Annotated in this window: 12 protein-coding genes and 1 tRNA gene; 6 read left to right on the forward strand and 7 right to left on the reverse strand. The window is 71.1% G+C overall.

Going from position 1 to position 15446, the window contains the following annotated elements:
• The first annotated feature begins 50 nt into the window (after positions 1–50).
• The 3 genes from hrpA to ACIPRD_RS28400 all read left to right on the forward strand — a co-directional run bounded on the left by hrpA (position 51) and on the right by ACIPRD_RS28400 (position 4755).
• A complete protein-coding gene (gene hrpA / locus ACIPRD_RS28390; RefSeq protein ID WP_401567131.1) occupies positions 51–3995 on the forward strand; it encodes an ATP-dependent RNA helicase HrpA in 3945 nt (1314 codons plus the stop codon).
• A gap of 97 nt (positions 3996–4092) precedes the next feature.
• Positions 4093–4167, forward strand: a tRNA-Asp gene (locus ACIPRD_RS28395).
• A 396-nt stretch (positions 4168–4563) separates the two neighbouring features.
• Entirely contained in the window at positions 4564–4755 is a 192-nt protein-coding gene (locus tag ACIPRD_RS28400) for a DUF6274 family protein (protein ID WP_356402356.1), read from the forward strand.
• A gap of 461 nt (positions 4756–5216) precedes the next feature.
• Here the strand turns inward: ACIPRD_RS28400 and bldC are convergent, their stop codons facing one another.
• Together bldC and ACIPRD_RS28410 are read right to left on the reverse strand one after the other, a co-directional pair.
• Positions 5217–5423 (reverse strand): developmental transcriptional regulator BldC, encoded by a 207-nt coding sequence (gene bldC / locus ACIPRD_RS28405; RefSeq protein ID WP_003949541.1) that lies wholly within the window; start codon positions 5421–5423, stop codon positions 5217–5219.
• 518 nt (positions 5424–5941) lie between these two features.
• The gene (locus ACIPRD_RS28410; protein WP_356402354.1) at positions 5942–6784 is read right to left on the reverse strand and encodes a hypothetical protein; all 843 of its coding nucleotides are present in this window, start codon (positions 6782–6784) and stop codon (positions 5942–5944) included.
• Between the two features lie 199 nt (positions 6785–6983).
• Between ACIPRD_RS28410 and ACIPRD_RS28415 the strand changes: the two genes are divergently transcribed.
• Together ACIPRD_RS28415 and ACIPRD_RS28420 are read left to right on the forward strand one after the other, a co-directional pair.
• The gene (locus ACIPRD_RS28415) at positions 6984–8081 is read left to right on the forward strand and encodes a Leu/Phe/Val dehydrogenase (RefSeq protein ID WP_401567134.1); all 1098 of its coding nucleotides are present in this window, start codon (positions 6984–6986) and stop codon (positions 8079–8081) included.
• 434 nt (positions 8082–8515) lie between these two features.
• The gene (locus ACIPRD_RS28420; protein WP_356402350.1) at positions 8516–8773 is read left to right on the forward strand and encodes a DUF3073 domain-containing protein; all 258 of its coding nucleotides are present in this window, start codon (positions 8516–8518) and stop codon (positions 8771–8773) included.
• Positions 8774–8936: 163 nt separating this feature from the next.
• Here the strand turns inward: ACIPRD_RS28420 and purM are convergent, their stop codons facing one another.
• From purM to ACIPRD_RS28445, 5 genes are all read right to left on the reverse strand, one after another.
• Positions 8937–10007, reverse strand: a complete 1071-nt coding sequence (gene purM, locus ACIPRD_RS28425; RefSeq protein WP_401567136.1) for a phosphoribosylformylglycinamidine cyclo-ligase — start codon at positions 10005–10007, stop codon at positions 8937–8939.
• A 44-nt stretch (positions 10008–10051) separates the two neighbouring features.
• Complete coding sequence (gene purF / locus ACIPRD_RS28430) at positions 10052–11581, reverse strand: amidophosphoribosyltransferase (protein ID WP_401567138.1); 1530 nt, start codon at positions 11579–11581, stop codon at positions 10052–10054.
• Positions 11582–11782: 201 nt separating this feature from the next.
• Positions 11783–12280 carry an META domain-containing protein gene (locus ACIPRD_RS28435; protein ID WP_401567140.1) on the reverse strand — a complete coding sequence of 166 codons (498 nt, stop codon included), beginning with the start codon at positions 12278–12280 and terminating at the stop codon, positions 11783–11785.
• Positions 12281–12355: 75 nt separating this feature from the next.
• Positions 12356–13153, reverse strand: a complete 798-nt coding sequence (locus ACIPRD_RS28440) for a sterol carrier family protein (RefSeq protein WP_401567143.1) — start codon at positions 13151–13153, stop codon at positions 12356–12358.
• 10 nt (positions 13154–13163) lie between these two features.
• Positions 13164–13820 carry a helix-turn-helix domain-containing protein gene (locus ACIPRD_RS28445; RefSeq protein WP_356402340.1) on the reverse strand — a complete coding sequence of 219 codons (657 nt, stop codon included), beginning with the start codon at positions 13818–13820 and terminating at the stop codon, positions 13164–13166.
• 95 nt (positions 13821–13915) lie between these two features.
• On the opposite strand from ACIPRD_RS28445, the gene ACIPRD_RS28450 reads away from it, so the two are divergent.
• Complete coding sequence (locus ACIPRD_RS28450; protein WP_401567146.1) at positions 13916–15388, forward strand: MFS transporter; 1473 nt, start codon at positions 13916–13918, stop codon at positions 15386–15388.
• Positions 15389–15446: the final 58 nt, after the last annotated feature.

A 15446-nucleotide genomic window follows, 5' to 3' on the forward strand; every position in this document is an offset into this window, starting at 1 on the left:
GCGATTTTCGTTCGCCAGGAAATTGCCCGAGGTGAGATCCTGGATCGCGTATGTCTACGCATCCTGCCCCCACCCTCGGCGCCCTCGCCCCCCGACTGACCGAGCTGTCGCTGCGTGACGCGCACCGGCTCGGCCGGCGGCTCGAAGGCGCGCGCAAGATCCGCAAGCCGGAGGCCCGAGCCGCCGTCCTCGCCGAGATCGAGGCCGAGGTCGGCAAGGCCGAGATCCGCATGGGCGAGCGGCGCACCCGTGTGCCCGCCGTCAGCTATCCCGAGCAGCTGCCGGTCAGCCAGAAGAAGGACGAGATCGCGGCCGCCATCCGCGACCACCAGGTCGTCATCGTGGCCGGTGAGACCGGGTCCGGCAAGACCACGCAGATCCCGAAGATCTGCATGGAGCTGGGCCGCGGGGTGCGCGGCATGATCGGGCACACCCAGCCCCGCCGTATCGCCGCCCGGACCGTGGCCGAGCGGGTGGCGGACGAGCTGAGGACGCCACTGGGCGAGGCCGTCGGCTGGAAGGTCCGCTTCACGGACCAGGTGAACCCGGACGCCACCTTCATCAAGCTGATGACGGACGGCATCCTGCTCGCCGAGATCCAGACGGACCGCGAGCTGCGCGCCTACGACACGATCATCATCGACGAGGCCCACGAGCGGTCCCTCAACATCGACTTCCTGCTCGGCTACCTCGCCCAGCTGCTGCCGAAGCGGCCGGACCTGAAGGTCGTCATCACCTCGGCGACCATCGACCCCGAGCGCTTCTCCCGGCACTTCGGGGACGCCCCGATCGTCGAGGTCAGCGGCCGGACCTACCCGGTCGAGGTGCGCTACCGGCCGCTGCTGGAGGAGGACGCCGAGGACGCCGACCGCGACCAGATCACCGCGATCACCGACGCCGTCGAGGAGCTGATGGCGGAGGGCAAGGGCGACATCCTCGTCTTCCTCTCGGGCGAGCGGGAGATCCGGGACACCGCGGACGCGCTGGAGAAGAAGAAGTACAGATTCACCGAGGTGCTGCCGCTGTACGCCCGGCTCTCGCACGCCGAGCAGCACCGGGTCTTCCAGGCGCACACCGGCCGGCGGATCGTGCTCGCGACCAACGTCGCCGAGACCTCCCTGACGGTCCCCGGCATCAAGTACGTCATCGACCCCGGATTCGCCAGGATCAGCCGCTACAGCCACCGCACCAAGGTCCAGCGGCTGCCCATCGAGCCGGTCTCGCAGGCCAGCGCCAACCAGCGCAAGGGCCGCTGCGGCCGTACCTCCGACGGCATCTGCGTCCGGCTGTACTCCGAGGACGACTTCCTCGGCCGGCCGGAGTTCACGGACGCCGAGATCCTGCGCACCAACCTCGCCTCCGTCATCCTCCAGATGACCGCGGCCGGCCTCGGCGACATCGAGAAGTTCCCCTTCATCGACCCGCCGGACCACCGCAACATCCGCGACGGCGTCCAGCTGCTCCAGGAGCTGAACGCCCTCGACCCGGACCAGAAGGACCCGCGCAAGCGGCTCACCGACACCGGCCGCAAGCTCGCCCAGCTGCCCGTCGACCCGCGCCTGGCGCGGATGGTCCTGGAAGCCGACCGGAACGGCTGCGTGCGCGAGGTCATGGTGATCGCGGCCGCGCTGTCCATCCAGGACCCGCGCGAGCGCCCCGCGGAGAAGCAGGCGCAGGCCGACCAGCAGCACGCCCGCTTCAAGGACGAGACCAGCGACTTCCTCGCCTACCTGAACCTGTGGCGGTACGTCCGCGAGCAGCAGAAGGAGCGCGGCTCGTCGTCCTTCCGCCGGATGTGCAAGCAGGAGTACCTGAACTTCCTGCGCATCCGCGAATGGCAGGACATCTACGTCCAGCTGCGCACGGTCGCCAAGCAGATGGGCATCCATCTGAGCGAGGACGACGCCCCCGCCGACCGCGTCCACGTCTCCCTGCTCGCCGGCCTCCTCTCCCACATCGGGATGAAGGATGTGAAGGACGGCAACAAGAACGAGTACCTGGGCGCCCGCAACGCCAAGTTCGCGGTCTTCCCCGGCTCCTCGCTGTTCAAGAAGCAGCCGAAGTTCGTGATGTCGGCCGAGCTCGTGGAGACCAGCCGCCTGTGGGCCCGGGTCAACGCGAAGATCGAGCCCGAGTGGGTCGAGCCGCTCGCCGGCCACCTGCTGAAGCGGACGTACAGCGAACCGCACTGGGAGAAGGACCAGGCGGCCGTGATGGCGTACGAGAAGGTGACGTTGTACGGCGTCCCGATCGTCGCCCAGCGAAAGATCAACTACGGCCGTATCGACCCCGAGGTCTCCCGCGAGCTGTTCATCCGCAACGCCCTCGTCGAGGGCGACTGGCGCACGCACCACAAGTTCTTCGCCGACAACCGCAAGCTGCTGAGCGAGGTCGAGGAGCTGGAGCACCGGGCGCGGCGCCGGGACATCGTCGTGGACGACGACACGCTGTTCGACTTCTACGACCAGCGGGTGCCCGAACACGTCGTGTCCGGAGCCCACTTCGACTCCTGGTGGAAGCACAAGCGGCACGAGCAGCCCGACTTCCTCGACTTCGAGCGGGAGATGCTCATCCGGGAGTCGGCGGAGGCGGTCACCAAGGCCGACTACCCGGACTCCTGGCAGCAGGGCGCCCTCAAGTTCCGGGTGACCTACCAGTTCGAGCCCGGCGCGGACGCGGACGGCGTGACCGTCCACATCCCGCTCCAGGTGCTCAACCAGGTCACGGACGAGGGCTTCGACTGGCAGATCCCGGGTCTGCGCGAGGAAGTGGTGACGGAGCTGATCCGTACGCTGCCCAAGCCGATCCGCCGCAACTACGTGCCCGCGCCGAACTACGCCAAGAAGTTCCTGGAGCGCGCGGTGCCCCTGCAGGAGCCGCTCACGGTCACCATGGCCCGCGAGCTGAAGCGGATGGTCGGTGTCCCCTTCGAGGCGGAGGACTTCGATCTCTCCAAGGTCCCGGACCACCTCAAGATCACCTTCCGTATCGTCGACGAGCGGCGCCGCAAGCTGGCCGAGGACAAGGACCTGGAGGCGCTCAGGCTCCAGCTGAAGCCGAAGGCGCGCCAGGCCCTGTCGCAGGCCGCCGCGGCGACCGCCTCCCGCCAGGGCGGCCCGTCACTGGAGCGGAGCGGCCTGACCGACTGGACGATCGGCACGCTCACCCGGGTCTTCGAGACGCGCCGGGCCGGACAGCCGGTCAAGGCCTACCCGGCCCTGGTGGACGACGGCGACACGGTCTCGGTCCGCCTCTTCGACACCGAGGAGGAGCAGGCCGAGGCGATGTGGCGGGGCACCCGGCGGCTCATCCTGCGCAACATCCCGGTGAACCCCGGCAAGTTCGCCTCGGACAAGCTGACGAACGCGCAGAAGCTGGCGCTCTCCGCCAATCCGCACGGCTCGGTCCAGGCCCTGTTCGACGACTGCGCGATGGCGGCCGCGGACAAGCTGATCGCGGACTTCGGCGGCCCGGTCTGGGACGAGGAGTCGTACCGGAAGCTGTACGACAAGGTGCGCGCGGAGATCGTCGACACGACGGTCCGCACGGTCGGCCAGGTGCAGCAGGTCCTCGCCGCCTGGCAGGCCTGTGAGCGGCGCCTGAAGTCCGTACGCAGCCCCGTGCTGCTGGCGAACCTGGCGGACGTCCGGGGCCAGCTGGACGCCCTGGTGAAGCCCGGCTTCGTGACCTGGGCGGGCATACGCCGCCTGCCCGACCTCATGCGCTACCTGGTGGCCGCGGACCGGCGCCTGCAGCAGATGGCGACCGGCGTGCAGCGGGACACCAGCCGCATGGAGAAGGTCCACGAGATGCGGGACGAGTACGCGTGGCTGCTGGAGCAGCTCCCGAAGGGCCGGCCGGTGCCCCAGCAGGTCCTGGACATCCGCTGGATGATCGAGGAGCTCCGGGTCAGCTACTTCGCGCACGCGCTGGGCACGGCGTACCCCGTCTCCGACAAGCGGATCGTGAAGGCGATCGACGCGGCCGCACCGTGAGCGGACAGGTACGGAGGGTGAGTTCGACCTCGGCCCTCACCCTCCTGTACAGTCTGTCTCGCAGCGCAACGCAGTAGGAAAAAGCGCCGCGAAACCTGGTCCTGTGGAGCAGTTTGGAGTGCTCGCCACCCTGTCAAGGTGGAGGCCGCGGGTTCAAATCCCGTCAGGACCGCAGAACAGAAGGCCCTCATCCCGCCCGGATGAGGGCCTTCTGCCGTACCCGGCCCCCGGCCCACTCCGGCCCTGCCCGTGCGCGGCCGTCACCATCGCCGCCACCGCCACCGCCGTACAGCGCGCTCGGGCACGTCACCGGCCGCCCGCCGATCCGACGGCCCGTCAGCCCGCCGGCGCCCCCGCGCCCCCTCCGGCAGCCCCCGCGCCCTCGGCCCCCGAGCCCCCGTGCGCCCCACGCGCCTCATGCACCCCGTTCCCCCCGGGGCGCCCCGCGCGCGACGCCGGGAGCCGCCGGGGCGGGCCGCCGGGGGCGCGGGCGCTCTTGACGGGGCCACATCCGGCCGGTACCCAGAGACCAGGGCCCGCTTCCCTGTACGGCCCGCGGAGGTGGCACATGGCGACATCGGCCAGGCATGAGACGCGGGCGCTCCTGAGGGCGCATCTGTCGGCCGCCTCGCCGTACCCGCACGCGACCCGCCACTGCCGCGTCTGCCGCCACCTGCTGCGGCTGGCGATGGACGCCGGGCCGAACGCCGAGGACGCGGGCGAGGAGGCCGCCGAGGACGAGGTCCCCCGCGGCGCCTGAGCGGTCGCCGGCCCCAACAGCCGCACAGGCGTGGGGTGGTGGAACGCTGAACTCCACTAGCGCACACATGCCGATGGCAACAAGGCGACCGGCATGTGACGGGTGTCACCACATGAGTTTTTGAAACGGTGGCACTTACCACCCTCATACAAGTGGTCAATTTAATATGTGCAATTGCACCCACCCCGAGGGCCGTGCGCAGCCGTTCCGACAGCCCTCCCCAGACTCCGACAAGGCCGCTCACGAAGCCCCCGCGACACCCCCGACCAGCGCACAAAAAAGATCGCGCTGGACTCGGCGGAGTCCAGCGCGATCTACGACGCACCCTGTGCTGCTTGCCATGAACGTGCCGTTCGGCGTGGGCGTGAGGCCTGTTGGGGCAGGTCCCGCGTCGCTTGGAGCCAGGAGACGGGCGCCTCGACCGGTTGGGGGTCGGCCGGATTGCCCGGTTATGCGATTGTTCAGGCCTCGCTGCGCTGCTGCGGGATGCCCGCCAGCAGTGCGCGGACCTCGGCCTCGCGGTAACGGCGGTGTCCGCCGAGCGTACGGATCGACGTCAGCTTGCCGGCCTTCGCCCACCGCGTGACCGTCTTCGGGTCAACACGGAACATCGTGGCGACCTCAGCCGGGGTCAGCAGCGGCTCGGCATCAGGGGTGCGAGCGGTCATGAGCGGCCTCCTCGGGAGAACCGAACCTTCTCGGTTCTTTCCTCTAAATTCTGCACCTTGACCCGCGTTGCCCGAAATGGCGGACGCGAGTCGAGTCGGTTATAGGACGAACGGCTTGTCCTCGGCACTACAACTACACCATCTGTCCAGCCGCGTCGGCCAAACCGATGGAATTGCCCTCCCAGGTGTTCATCAGCGACGGAAGCCGATGGACCATGCCATAGCGGACAGTCACGCCACTGTGACGATCAGTCACAGGGCGATCAGGAGTCGCCAGACCCCCCAAAGCGTGCAATGCGAAGATTCCGCCCATACGGGAGCATAGATGGGCGTGCGGAACCCTCCCCGGGCTCCTTGTCCTATTTTGGCACGAGGGGCGGCAAGAGACGCAAGCGCCTTGTAAGTGCCGTCCGTCACCCTTGAGGCAAAAGCCCGGATCGGGCCAACGGCCCGTCAGGTGTTCCAAGTGCGGTAGACCGTACGCTGTTCGAGGGCATTTCGACCGTGACCCACGTCACTCAGTTCGCGGAGCGCAGGTCCCGCACCGCTCGCCACCGCTCCACCAGCCGGCCGTAGGCCTCGCCGGCGGCGATGCCGTCGCCCCGGCGCAACGCCTCGACACCCGCCGCCACATCGGCCGCGGAACGGTCGTCCTCCAGCTCGCCGGCCGGCACCAGATGCACCAGGCCGCCGTAGTCCAGCTCCACCAGCGAGCGCGGATGGAATTCCTCCAGCCACCGCCCCACGTTCACCAGGCCCTCGATCAGCGGCCCCTCGTCCAGCGTCTCCTTGAGCGTGCGCAGCGCCCTCGCCACCCGTCGCCGGGCCTGCACCATGGGCGTGCGGTAGCGCAGCATCGGGGGCACCTCGCCGGTCCCCTTCTCGAACCGCCGCTCCTCGTCGGCGACCAGGACGAACCAGTTCAGCGGGATCTGCCAGGTCGCCGTGCGGATCCAGGGCCGGGCGTCGGGGTTGCGGGCCAGCCAGCGCTCGTAGTCCTGGGCGGCCTGGTCGCGCACCAGCGGCGGCAGGACCGCGTCCAGCACCGGCGCGGGCAGCTCCCCGGCCAGCTCGCCCAGGGCCTGCCAGCCGCGCAGCCGGGTCCGCCAGGGGCAGACGCAGACGACGCCGTCGGACTCCAGCACGAAGGCGTCACCGCTCTCGTGCACCGGCACGACGACGGGCGGGGTGGGCAGCAGGTCGGCCAGCGAGCGCCGCAGTTCGTCCTGGTACGAGGGCCGGTCCCCCCGGCGGGCGTACCGGGCCCAGTGGGAGCGCTCCGGCTCCGGGAAGGCTGCCAGCGGCTCGTACACACGCAGGTACGCGGCATAGGGGACGACGACGGAGGACACCTTGGGCACGCCTGCGTCCTCCCCACCGGGTCCGGCTCGAAACCACGGCAAATCGTGCCACGGCGTTACGTGCGCGCGCGGCACGGGAGAGTGATCCTTGACACTGCGCGGATGGTGACGGGACCGAGGCTCTACGCTCATGCCACGGTCCCCGCCACCCGCACGGGAGCCGTCTTCACTCGCCGCTCTGTACACAGGAGTCACCACCGTGACCGACGTAACCGGCGCACCCGCTGATGTCCTGCACACGCTGTTCCACTCCGCCCAGGGCGGTCACGAACAGGTCGTGCTCTGCCAGGACCGCGCCACCGGCCTCAGGGCCGTGATCGCCATCCACTCCACCGCCCTCGGCCCTGCCCTCGGCGGTACGCGCTTCTACCCCTACGCCAACGAGGCCGAGGCCGTCGCCGACGCGCTCAACCTCGCGCGCGGGATGTCGTACAAGAACGCCATGGCCGGCCTGGACCACGGCGGCGGCAAGGCCGTGATCATCGGCGACCCCGAGCGCGACAAGACCGACGAGCTGCTGCTCGCCTACGGCCGCATGGTCGCCTCCCTCGGCGGCCGGTACGTCACCGCGTGCGACGTCGGCACCTACGTCGCCGACATGGACGTCGTGGCCCGCGAGTGCCGCTGGACGACCGGCCGCTCCCCCGAGAACGGCGGGGCGGGCGACTCCTCCGTGCTCACCGCCTTCGGCGTCTACCAGGGCATGCGCGCCTCCGCCCAGCACCTGTGGGGCGATCCCGTGCTGCGCGGCCGCAAGGTCGGGGTGGCCGGTGTCGGCAAGGTCGGCCACCACCTGGTGCGCCACCTGCTCGACGAGGGCGCCGAGGTCGTGATCACCGACGTGCGCGCGGACGCGGTCCGGCGGCTGCTGGAGCAGTACCCGGGGCAGGTGACGGCCGTCGCCGACACCGACGCGCTCATCCGCGTGGAGGGCCTCGACATCTACGCCCCCTGCGCGCTCGGCGGCGCCCTGGACGACGAGACCGTGCCGGTGCTCACCGCGCGCGTGGTGTGCGGCGCCGCCAACAACCAGCTCGCCCACCCGGGCGTGGAGAAGGACCTCGCCGACCGCGGGATCCTCTACGCGCCCGACTACGTGGTCAACGCGGGCGGCGTCATCCAGGTCGCCGACGAGCTGCACGGCTTCGACTTCGACCGGTGCAGGGCGAAGGCGGCGAAGATCTTCGACACCACCCTGACGATCTTCACGCGTGCGAAGGAGGACGGGATTCCGCCGGCCGCCGCGGCCGACCGGATCGCCGAGCAGCGCATGACGGAGGCGCGCGCGGCCCGCTGAGTCCGGGCCCGCCCGGTGGCCTGCCGGCGGCGTCCCGCCCTCAGGCCACCGGCACGCCGCCGGACACCGCGAGACAGCCGCGAGACCGCCGCCGGGAGGTCGCCGGCACGTCACCCGGGAGCCACGCGGACCCGCGATCGGGTGTCCGATCGGACGCGTGGGCGGTACCCGTCGGCGGGAACTTCGAGAGAACTCTCACTCCCACCGGCGGGTCGTACCCCGATAAGTGGTTAAAATCGCCACTGACCAGCGAGGACAGGGCACCTCGTGGGTCCTGTGCACACGCGCGTGCTGCGGGCGACGTACCGTATGGGCGCGGGCTCAGGTACCGTGGAAGCCCTACGGACCGGCCTCTCCAAGGAGAGTCCGTTCCGGAACATGAACGCGTGTCAGACTCTGGGGCCGTCGAGCCCCGTCACCGAGGGGGTCGAGCCATGGGGCGCGGCCGGGCCAAGGCCAAGCAGACGAAGGTCGCCCGCCAGCTGAAGTACAACAGCGGTGGGACTGATCTGTCGCGTCTGGCCAGTGAACTGGGCGCATCGACTTCGAGCCAGCCGCCTAACGGCGAGCCGTTCGAGGACGACGAGGACGACGACGACCCGTACGCACAGTACGCGGATCTATACAACGACGACGACGAGGACGAGGACGACGAGTCCGGTCCCGCGTCGCAACACCGTCGCGGCGCGTAACGCTCAGACAGCACGCGCTCAGCCGCTTCAGCAGTGCACCTGCCCGGTCCGGGGCCTCAGCGCCGGACCGGGTTTCGTGCTGCCCCGAAGGCCGTGCCGCGCATGATGCCGGTGCCGCCGTCCGCTCGGCCCGCCGTCACCGGACCGAGCGGTCTGCGCGTGCTCAGGCCGCGTAGTCGCCGACCAGTTCGGCGCCCGTCGCGTTCCCGTCCCGGTCGGTGATCTCGCCGGCGACCCAGGCCTCGACCCCGCGGTCGGCCAGCGTCGCCAGCGCCACCTCGGCGGACTCCTGCGGGACGATCGCCATCATGCCGACGCCCATGTTCAGGGTCTTCTCCAGCTCCAGGCGCTCGACGGACCCGGTCCGGCCGACCAGGTCGAAGATCGCGCCCGGGGCCCAGGTGGAGCGGTCCACGGTGGCGTGCAGCCCGTCCGGGATCACCCGGGCCAGGTTGGCCGCCAGCCCGCCGCCGGTGATGTGGCTGAAGGCGTGCACCTCGGCGGTGCGGGTCAGCGCCAGGCAGTCCAGCGAGTAGATCTTCGTGGGCTCCAGCAGCTCCTCACCGAGGGTGCGGCCCAGTTCCGCGATCTCCGCCTCCAGGGCCAGTCCCGCGCGCTCCAGCAGGACATGCCGGACCAGCGAGTACCCGTTCGAGTGAAGCCCGGAGGACGTCATGGCGATCACCGCGTCCCCCTTACGGATACGATCCGCGCCGAGCAGCCGGTCGGCCTCCACGACGCCCGTACCGGCGCCGGCGACGTCGAAGTCGTCCGGGCCGAGCAGCCCCGGGTGTTCGGCCGTCTCGCCGCCCACCAGAGCGCAGCCGGCCAGCACGCAGCCCTCCGCGATGCCCTTGACGATCGCGGCGACCCGCTCGGGGTGGACCTTGCCGACGCAGATGTAGTCGGTCATGAACAGCGGTTCGGCACCGCAGACGACGATGTCGTCCATGACCATCGCGACCAGGTCGTGGCCGATGGTGTCGTAGACGCCCAGCCGGCGCGCGATGTCGACCTTCGTGCCGACGCCGTCGGTGGCGGAGGCGAGCAGGGGACGCTCGAAACGCTTGAGGGCGGAGGCGTCGAAGAGGCCGGCGAAGCCGCCGAGGCCGCCGAGGACCTCGGGGCGCCGGGTCTTCTTCACCCACTCCTTCATCAGCTCGACGGCGCGGTCGCCCGCCTCGATGTCGACGCCCGCGCTCGCGTAGCTGGCACCAGTGGTCTCAGGAGTCATGACTTTGAGAGCTTTCGTGTCGTACAGCTGTAGTGCTGCGGGGCTTACGGGCGACGGATCGCGTCGGAGGCGGCCGTGGCGGCGGGCCCCGAGGCGATCTCGGTCTCCAGGAGCTGCTTGCCGAGCAGTTCGGGATCCGGCAGCTCCATCGGGTACTCACCGTCGAAGCAGGCGCGGCACAGGTCCGGCTTGGCGATGGTGGTCGCGTCGACCATGCCGTCGAGGGAGATGTACGCCAGGGAGTCGGCGCCGAGCGAGTCGGTGATCTCGTCGATGGTCATGCCGTTGGCGATGAGTTCGGCGCGGGTGGCGAAGTCGATGCCGAAGAAGCAGGGCCACTTCACCGGCGGCGAGGAGATCCGGATGTGGACCTCGGCCGCGCCCGCCTCGCGGAGCATGCGGACCAGAGCGCGCTGGGTGTTGCCGCGCACGATCGAGTCGTCGACGACGACCAGCCGCTTGCCCTTGATGACTTCCTTCAGCGGGTTCAGCTTCAGGCGGATGCCGAGCTGGCGGATGGTCTGCGAGGGCTGGATGAAGGTCCGGCCGACGTAGGCGTTCTTGACCAGGCCGGTGCCGAACGGGATGCCGGAGGCCTCCGCGTAGCCGACGGCGGCCGGGGTGCCGGACTCCGGGGTCGGTATCACCAGATCCGCGTCGACCGGGGCCTCCTTGGCGAGGCGCCGGCCCATCTCGACACGGGACAGGTAGACGTTCCGGCCGGCGATGTCGGTGTCCGGGCGGGCCAGGTACACGTACTCGAAGACACAGCCCTTGGGCTTCGCTTCCGCGAATCGCGAGGTGCGGAGGCCGTTCTCGTCGATGGCGACGAACTCGCCCGGCTCGATCTCGCGCACGAAGCTCGCACCCACGATGTCGAGCGCCGCGGTCTCGGAGGCGACGACCCAGCCGCGCTCCAGCCGGCCGAGGACCAGCGGGCGGATGCCCTGCGGGTCGCGGGCCGCGTAGAGCGTGTGCTCGTCCATGAAGGCGAGGCTGAAGGCGCCCCTCACCTGCGGGAGGACGCGCTGCGCGGCCTCCTCGACGGTCAGCGGCTTGCCGTCGGTGTCGACCTGGCCGGCGAGGAGCGCCGTGACGAGGTCGGTGTCGTTGGTGGCCGCGACCCGGGTGGAGCGGCCGTTGGTGTCCTTCGGCAGGTCGGCGACCATCCCGGCGAGCTGCGCCGTGTTGACCAGGTTGCCGTTGTGCGCGAGGGCGATGGAACCGTGCGCGGTGGCACGGAAGGTCGGCTGCGCGTTCTCCCACACCGAGGCACCGGTGGTGGAGTAGCGGGCATGTCCGATGGCGATGTGCCCCTGGAGCGAACCGAGGGCTGTTTCGTCGAAGACCTGGGAGACCAGGCCCATGTCCTTGAAGACGAGGATCTGGGAGCCGTTGCTTACCGCGATTCCCGCGGATTCCTGACCCCGGTGCTGGAGGGCGTAGAGCCCGAAGTACGTGAGCTTTGCGACCTCTTCGCCCGGAGCCCAGACACCGAAGACGCCGCAAGCGTCCTGGGGGCCCTTTTCGCTGGGAAGCAGATCGTGATTGAGTCGACCGTCACCACGTGGCACGCCACCGAGTGTAGGCGAGGCCGACCGCTGGTCCGAATTGGGGATACGTGCCGGTCTCCGATCCTGGAATGCCGATCACCTTGGTTGTTTTCGGGTTTTCGCAGGTCAGAGCGTTGGGCTCGAAACCGGTCCGGTGCGCGGGCGGCTCCGGGGCGGCCTCGGGGGCCCGTTACGCGCGCACCACGAGTGAGGTGTCGCACATCAGCCGGGGGCGTTCCGGCTGAGATCCACCCGCTCCCCGTGACCTGTGGTGAGGGTGAGTTTCCCTTTGTCCGCCCGGCTGCTGAGGGTGTGTCGGCCGAGCACACCGGCGAGCGTCCGCTCGAAGGTCATGCGGGCGGGGTCGCAGGCCATCCGGGTCGTCCGCAGGGCCCCGAAGGCGATCCGGTCGCCGTGCACGGTGACCGGCGCGCTGAAGAGGTTGCAGCCGAGACTGCCGCCCGCCCTTCCCTCCCCGTCGCCGCGGCCGCCCGCGGAGTCCAGGTCGACACGGAGGCGGGCGGCGGCGGGGGCGCGCAGGGTCGTGCCGTGGGCGGTGACGCTGTCGACGCGCCAGTCGACGCCGGCCACCGGGTCGCGCGCCACCGAGCCGCTGCCCGCCGCCCCGCCGCTGCCGGCCGCCTCGCCGCCGCAGGCCACCACGAGCGGGAGCAGCGCGGCGGCCAGGATCGGATACCTGTTCCTCTTGTGCCGGTACATACCGATTCGACGCGCCTCGGCAGCATCCGGTTCCGCTGCCGCGGGCGCGGCGCCGGAGAACGCCGGGCGGGGGCTTCAGTCCATGAGCGGCAGCAGCTGCGAGAGGTCCGCGCGCTCGCCGCTCGCGCTGACCTCGGCGCGCCCGAGGGCGTCGCTCCAGGACGTGCGGCCGGTGGCGAGCCGGATCCAGGTCAGCGGGTCGGTCTCCACCACGTTGGGCGGGGTGCCGCGGGTGTGCCGGGGGCCCTCGACGCACTGCACCACGGCGTACGGCGGCACGCGCACCTCGGTGGTGCCGCCGGGGGCGCGCAGGGCGAGGGCGTCGAGCAGCAGCCGGGTGGCCGCGGCGAGGGCCTGCCGGTCGCAGGGCACGTCGAGGCCGGACACGGCGGCGTTCAGGTCGTCGGTGTGGACGACGAGTTCCACCGCACGGGTGACGAGGTAGTCGTCCAGGGGCAGCGCGCCGGTGTCCGACCGGACGAGCCGGCCGGCCGGATGCGCGGCGAGAAGCCCGCGCAGGTCCCGCTCCGCCTCCTCCAGGAAGGCGCCCGGGTCGGGGTGGCGGGCGGCGAGGTCCCGGACGCCCGCGTCGGCCGCGGCGGCGCCGCAGGCCGAGCGGGAGGGCCACTGGACCACCTGGACGTCCTGCCGGAGCGGAGCCGGGGCCGCGACGGCCCGGCCGACGTCGGCGACGGCCTCCCCGATGTGCGCGACCAGCTCCCCTGCGGTCAGGCCGCCGAGCCGGGTGGGCAGGGCGAGCTGTCCGGGGGTGAGACCGCCTACGGCCTGCCGCAGGTGGCCGAGTTGGGCGAGGACCGCCGCACGGGTCCTGGCGGGGTCGTAACTGCGGGCACGCTTCTTGGCCGGAGGCATGGCGGTGAGCCTATGCCTCCGGGCCGCGGCCCTTGACGGCGAAGTCCCGCAGTCCGTTCTCCACCAGGCCGAAGGCGACACGGGCGCGTTCGGCGGCGTCGGCGGCGACCCGGTCGGCGCTCTCGCCCTCCGCGACACGGCGGTGGTGCTCCTCGACGAGGGCGTTGCGGGCGGCGCTGAGGGTGGCGGCTGCGACGGTGGCCTGCATCAGGTCCCCGGTCTCGGCGGCCAGAAGAGCGGCCAGTTCCCGGGTTCCCCTCTGCGCGGCGAGGAAGGCGCGCTCCATCAGGACCGGTGTCCCGAGAACCAGTTGACGCACCTGTCGGGCGAACGGGTCGGGGGTCAGGCCGATCGCGGGGTCGCGGCCCTCGACCAGCTCCAGGAACTGCCGACGCACGGCGTCCACGGCGGACTCGCCCGGCTTCCGTTCGCGCACCGCGCGGGCCACGTCGCCGAAGTGCTCCTCCATCGGCCGGAAGACCAGGTCCTCCTTGGTGCCGAAGTAGTTGAAGACGGTCATCTTCGAGACCTCGGCGGCGTCGGCGATCTCCTGCACGGAGACGTTGTCGAAGCCCCGTTCCACGAAGAGGCCGATCGCGGTCCGGTAGATCCGGTGCGCCGTCTGCAGCTTCTTGCGCTCGCGCAGCCCCATCGCCTCTTCCGCCATGTCAGCACCTTACCGCGACGAATTTTAGGCTGAGCTCAACTTTTGTTACGGATGAAATATTGACTCGGTATACGCAAGGCGGCCATGGTGGGCGCATGAGCCCGATCCAGCGCCGACTCGGCTTCCTCGTCTGCCTCGTCACGATCGTCCTGGCCGTACTCGACACGCAGATCGTGTCCGCGGCGACCGTCCCGATCGTCCGGGACCTGGACCCCGCGCACGGCATCGCCCGCATCCCCTGGCTGGTCAGCGCCTACTCGCTGGCCTCCGCCGCGATGCTGCCCCTGTACGGCAGGCTCTGCGACGTGCTCGGCGCCAAGCCCGTCTTCCTGGGCGCCCTCGGCGCCTTCCTGACCGGCTCGGCCTTGTGCGGCGCGGCCCCCTCGCTCGGCTGGCTGATCGCCTCCCGCGCCGTGCAGGGCATCGGCGCGGGAGGGCTGATGAGCGTCACGATGGTGGTGATCGCACACCTCAAGGGCCCCGAGGAGAAGAGGAACGGCGGCGCGGCGGCGGGCGGTTTCGTCGCGGGCGGCGCGATGTCCGTCGGACCGTGGCTCGGCGGCTTCCTCTCCCAGCACGCCGACTGGCGCTGGGCCTTCCTCATCAACCTGCCGCTCGGCGTTGCCGCGCTCCTCACCGGCGCCGTGGTCCTCCGGCTCCCCGGCGCCGGCCGCGACCGCTCTGTCGACGTCCCCGGCGCCGCCCTCGCCGCCACGTTCGCCACCGCGCTGCTGCTGGTGACCGAGTGGGGCGGCAAGCAGTACGCCTGGACCTCCCCGCAGGTGCTCGGCACGGCCCTGGCCTGCGCCGCCTCGCTCGCCCTGCTGCTGCGCCGCCGGCGGACCGTGTCCGAGCCGATCCTGCCGCCCGCGCTGTTCCGCGTCCCCGAACTGCGCCTGGGATTCGCCCTCCAGGGCCTGACCGGCCTCGCCCTGACCGGCGCGATCTACTACGTGATGATCTATCTCCAGGTGGCCCGCGCCGTCCCCAGCTCGTCCGCCGGACTGTTCCTCCTCCCCATGGCGGCGGGCATCATGACCGCCGGCGTCGTCACCGGCAGGCTCGGCGCCCGCGGCCGGTCCGAGCGGACGTTCGTGATCAGTGGGTCGGCCGTCACCCTCGCGGCGTTCCTGCTGCTGGCCGACACCGGGACCGGCACCTCGCTCTGGCAGGTGCGCGGCGCCCTGCTGCTCCTCGGCGCCGGCTTCGGCCAGCTCCTCGGCCAGCTGGTCCAGCTCGCGCAGACGGCGGCCCCCGCGCACAGCCTCGGCGTGGCCACGACCGCCGGCCGCTTCTTCCAGACCCTCGGCACGGCGCTCGGCGCATCCCTCTTCGGCACCCTGCTCGGCCGCCTCTACGACGGGCCCGGCGGCATCGGCTCTCTCGCCGCGCTGCGCGGCGCCGAGCGGGTGCGGGGCGTGGCGGCCTACGTCTCGGCGATGGACACGGTCTTCCTGTGCGCGGCCGGGATCATGCTGCTGTGCCTGGTCCTGGCCGTACGCCTGCCGAGGAACCGGCCCGCGCCGCAGGAGCCCGGCGAACCGGTGCGCGAGCCGGTCCCGGCGTGAACTCCCCCGCGCGCCCGGCGTCACCGGCGCGCGGACCGGACCTCGCCCGGCATCACCC

It is taken from the genome of Streptomyces sp. NPDC090108 (genome assembly GCF_044747185.1).
Lineage (GTDB): Bacteria > Actinomycetota > Actinomycetes > Streptomycetales > Streptomycetaceae > Streptomyces.

What these genes read in the sequence shown, in the direction of transcription:
- bldC (WP_003949541.1), bottom strand. Translation starts at nt 5,423, where the DNA reads ATGACCGCTCGCACCCCTGATGCCGAGCCGCTGCTGACCCCGGCTGAG.
- ACIPRD_RS28420 (WP_356402350.1), top strand. Translation starts at nt 8,516, where the DNA reads ATGGGGCGCGGCCGGGCCAAGGCCAAGCAGACGAAGGTCGCCCGCCAG.
- ACIPRD_RS28435 (WP_401567140.1), bottom strand. Translation starts at nt 12,280, where the DNA reads ATGTACCGGCACAAGAGGAACAGGTATCCGATCCTGGCCGCCGCGCTG.
- purM (WP_401567136.1), bottom strand. Translation starts at nt 10,007, where the DNA reads ATGACTCCTGAGACCACTGGTGCCAGCTACGCGAGCGCGGGCGTCGAC.
- ACIPRD_RS28450 (WP_401567146.1), top strand. Translation starts at nt 13,916, where the DNA reads ATGAGCCCGATCCAGCGCCGACTCGGCTTCCTCGTCTGCCTCGTCACG.
- ACIPRD_RS28440 (WP_401567143.1), bottom strand. Translation starts at nt 13,153, where the DNA reads ATGCCTCCGGCCAAGAAGCGTGCCCGCAGTTACGACCCCGCCAGGACC.
- ACIPRD_RS28445 (WP_356402340.1), bottom strand. Translation starts at nt 13,820, where the DNA reads ATGGCGGAAGAGGCGATGGGGCTGCGCGAGCGCAAGAAGCTGCAGACG.
- hrpA (WP_401567131.1), top strand. Translation starts at nt 51, where the DNA reads ATGTCTACGCATCCTGCCCCCACCCTCGGCGCCCTCGCCCCCCGACTG.
- ACIPRD_RS28400 (WP_356402356.1), top strand. Translation starts at nt 4,564, where the DNA reads ATGGCGACATCGGCCAGGCATGAGACGCGGGCGCTCCTGAGGGCGCAT.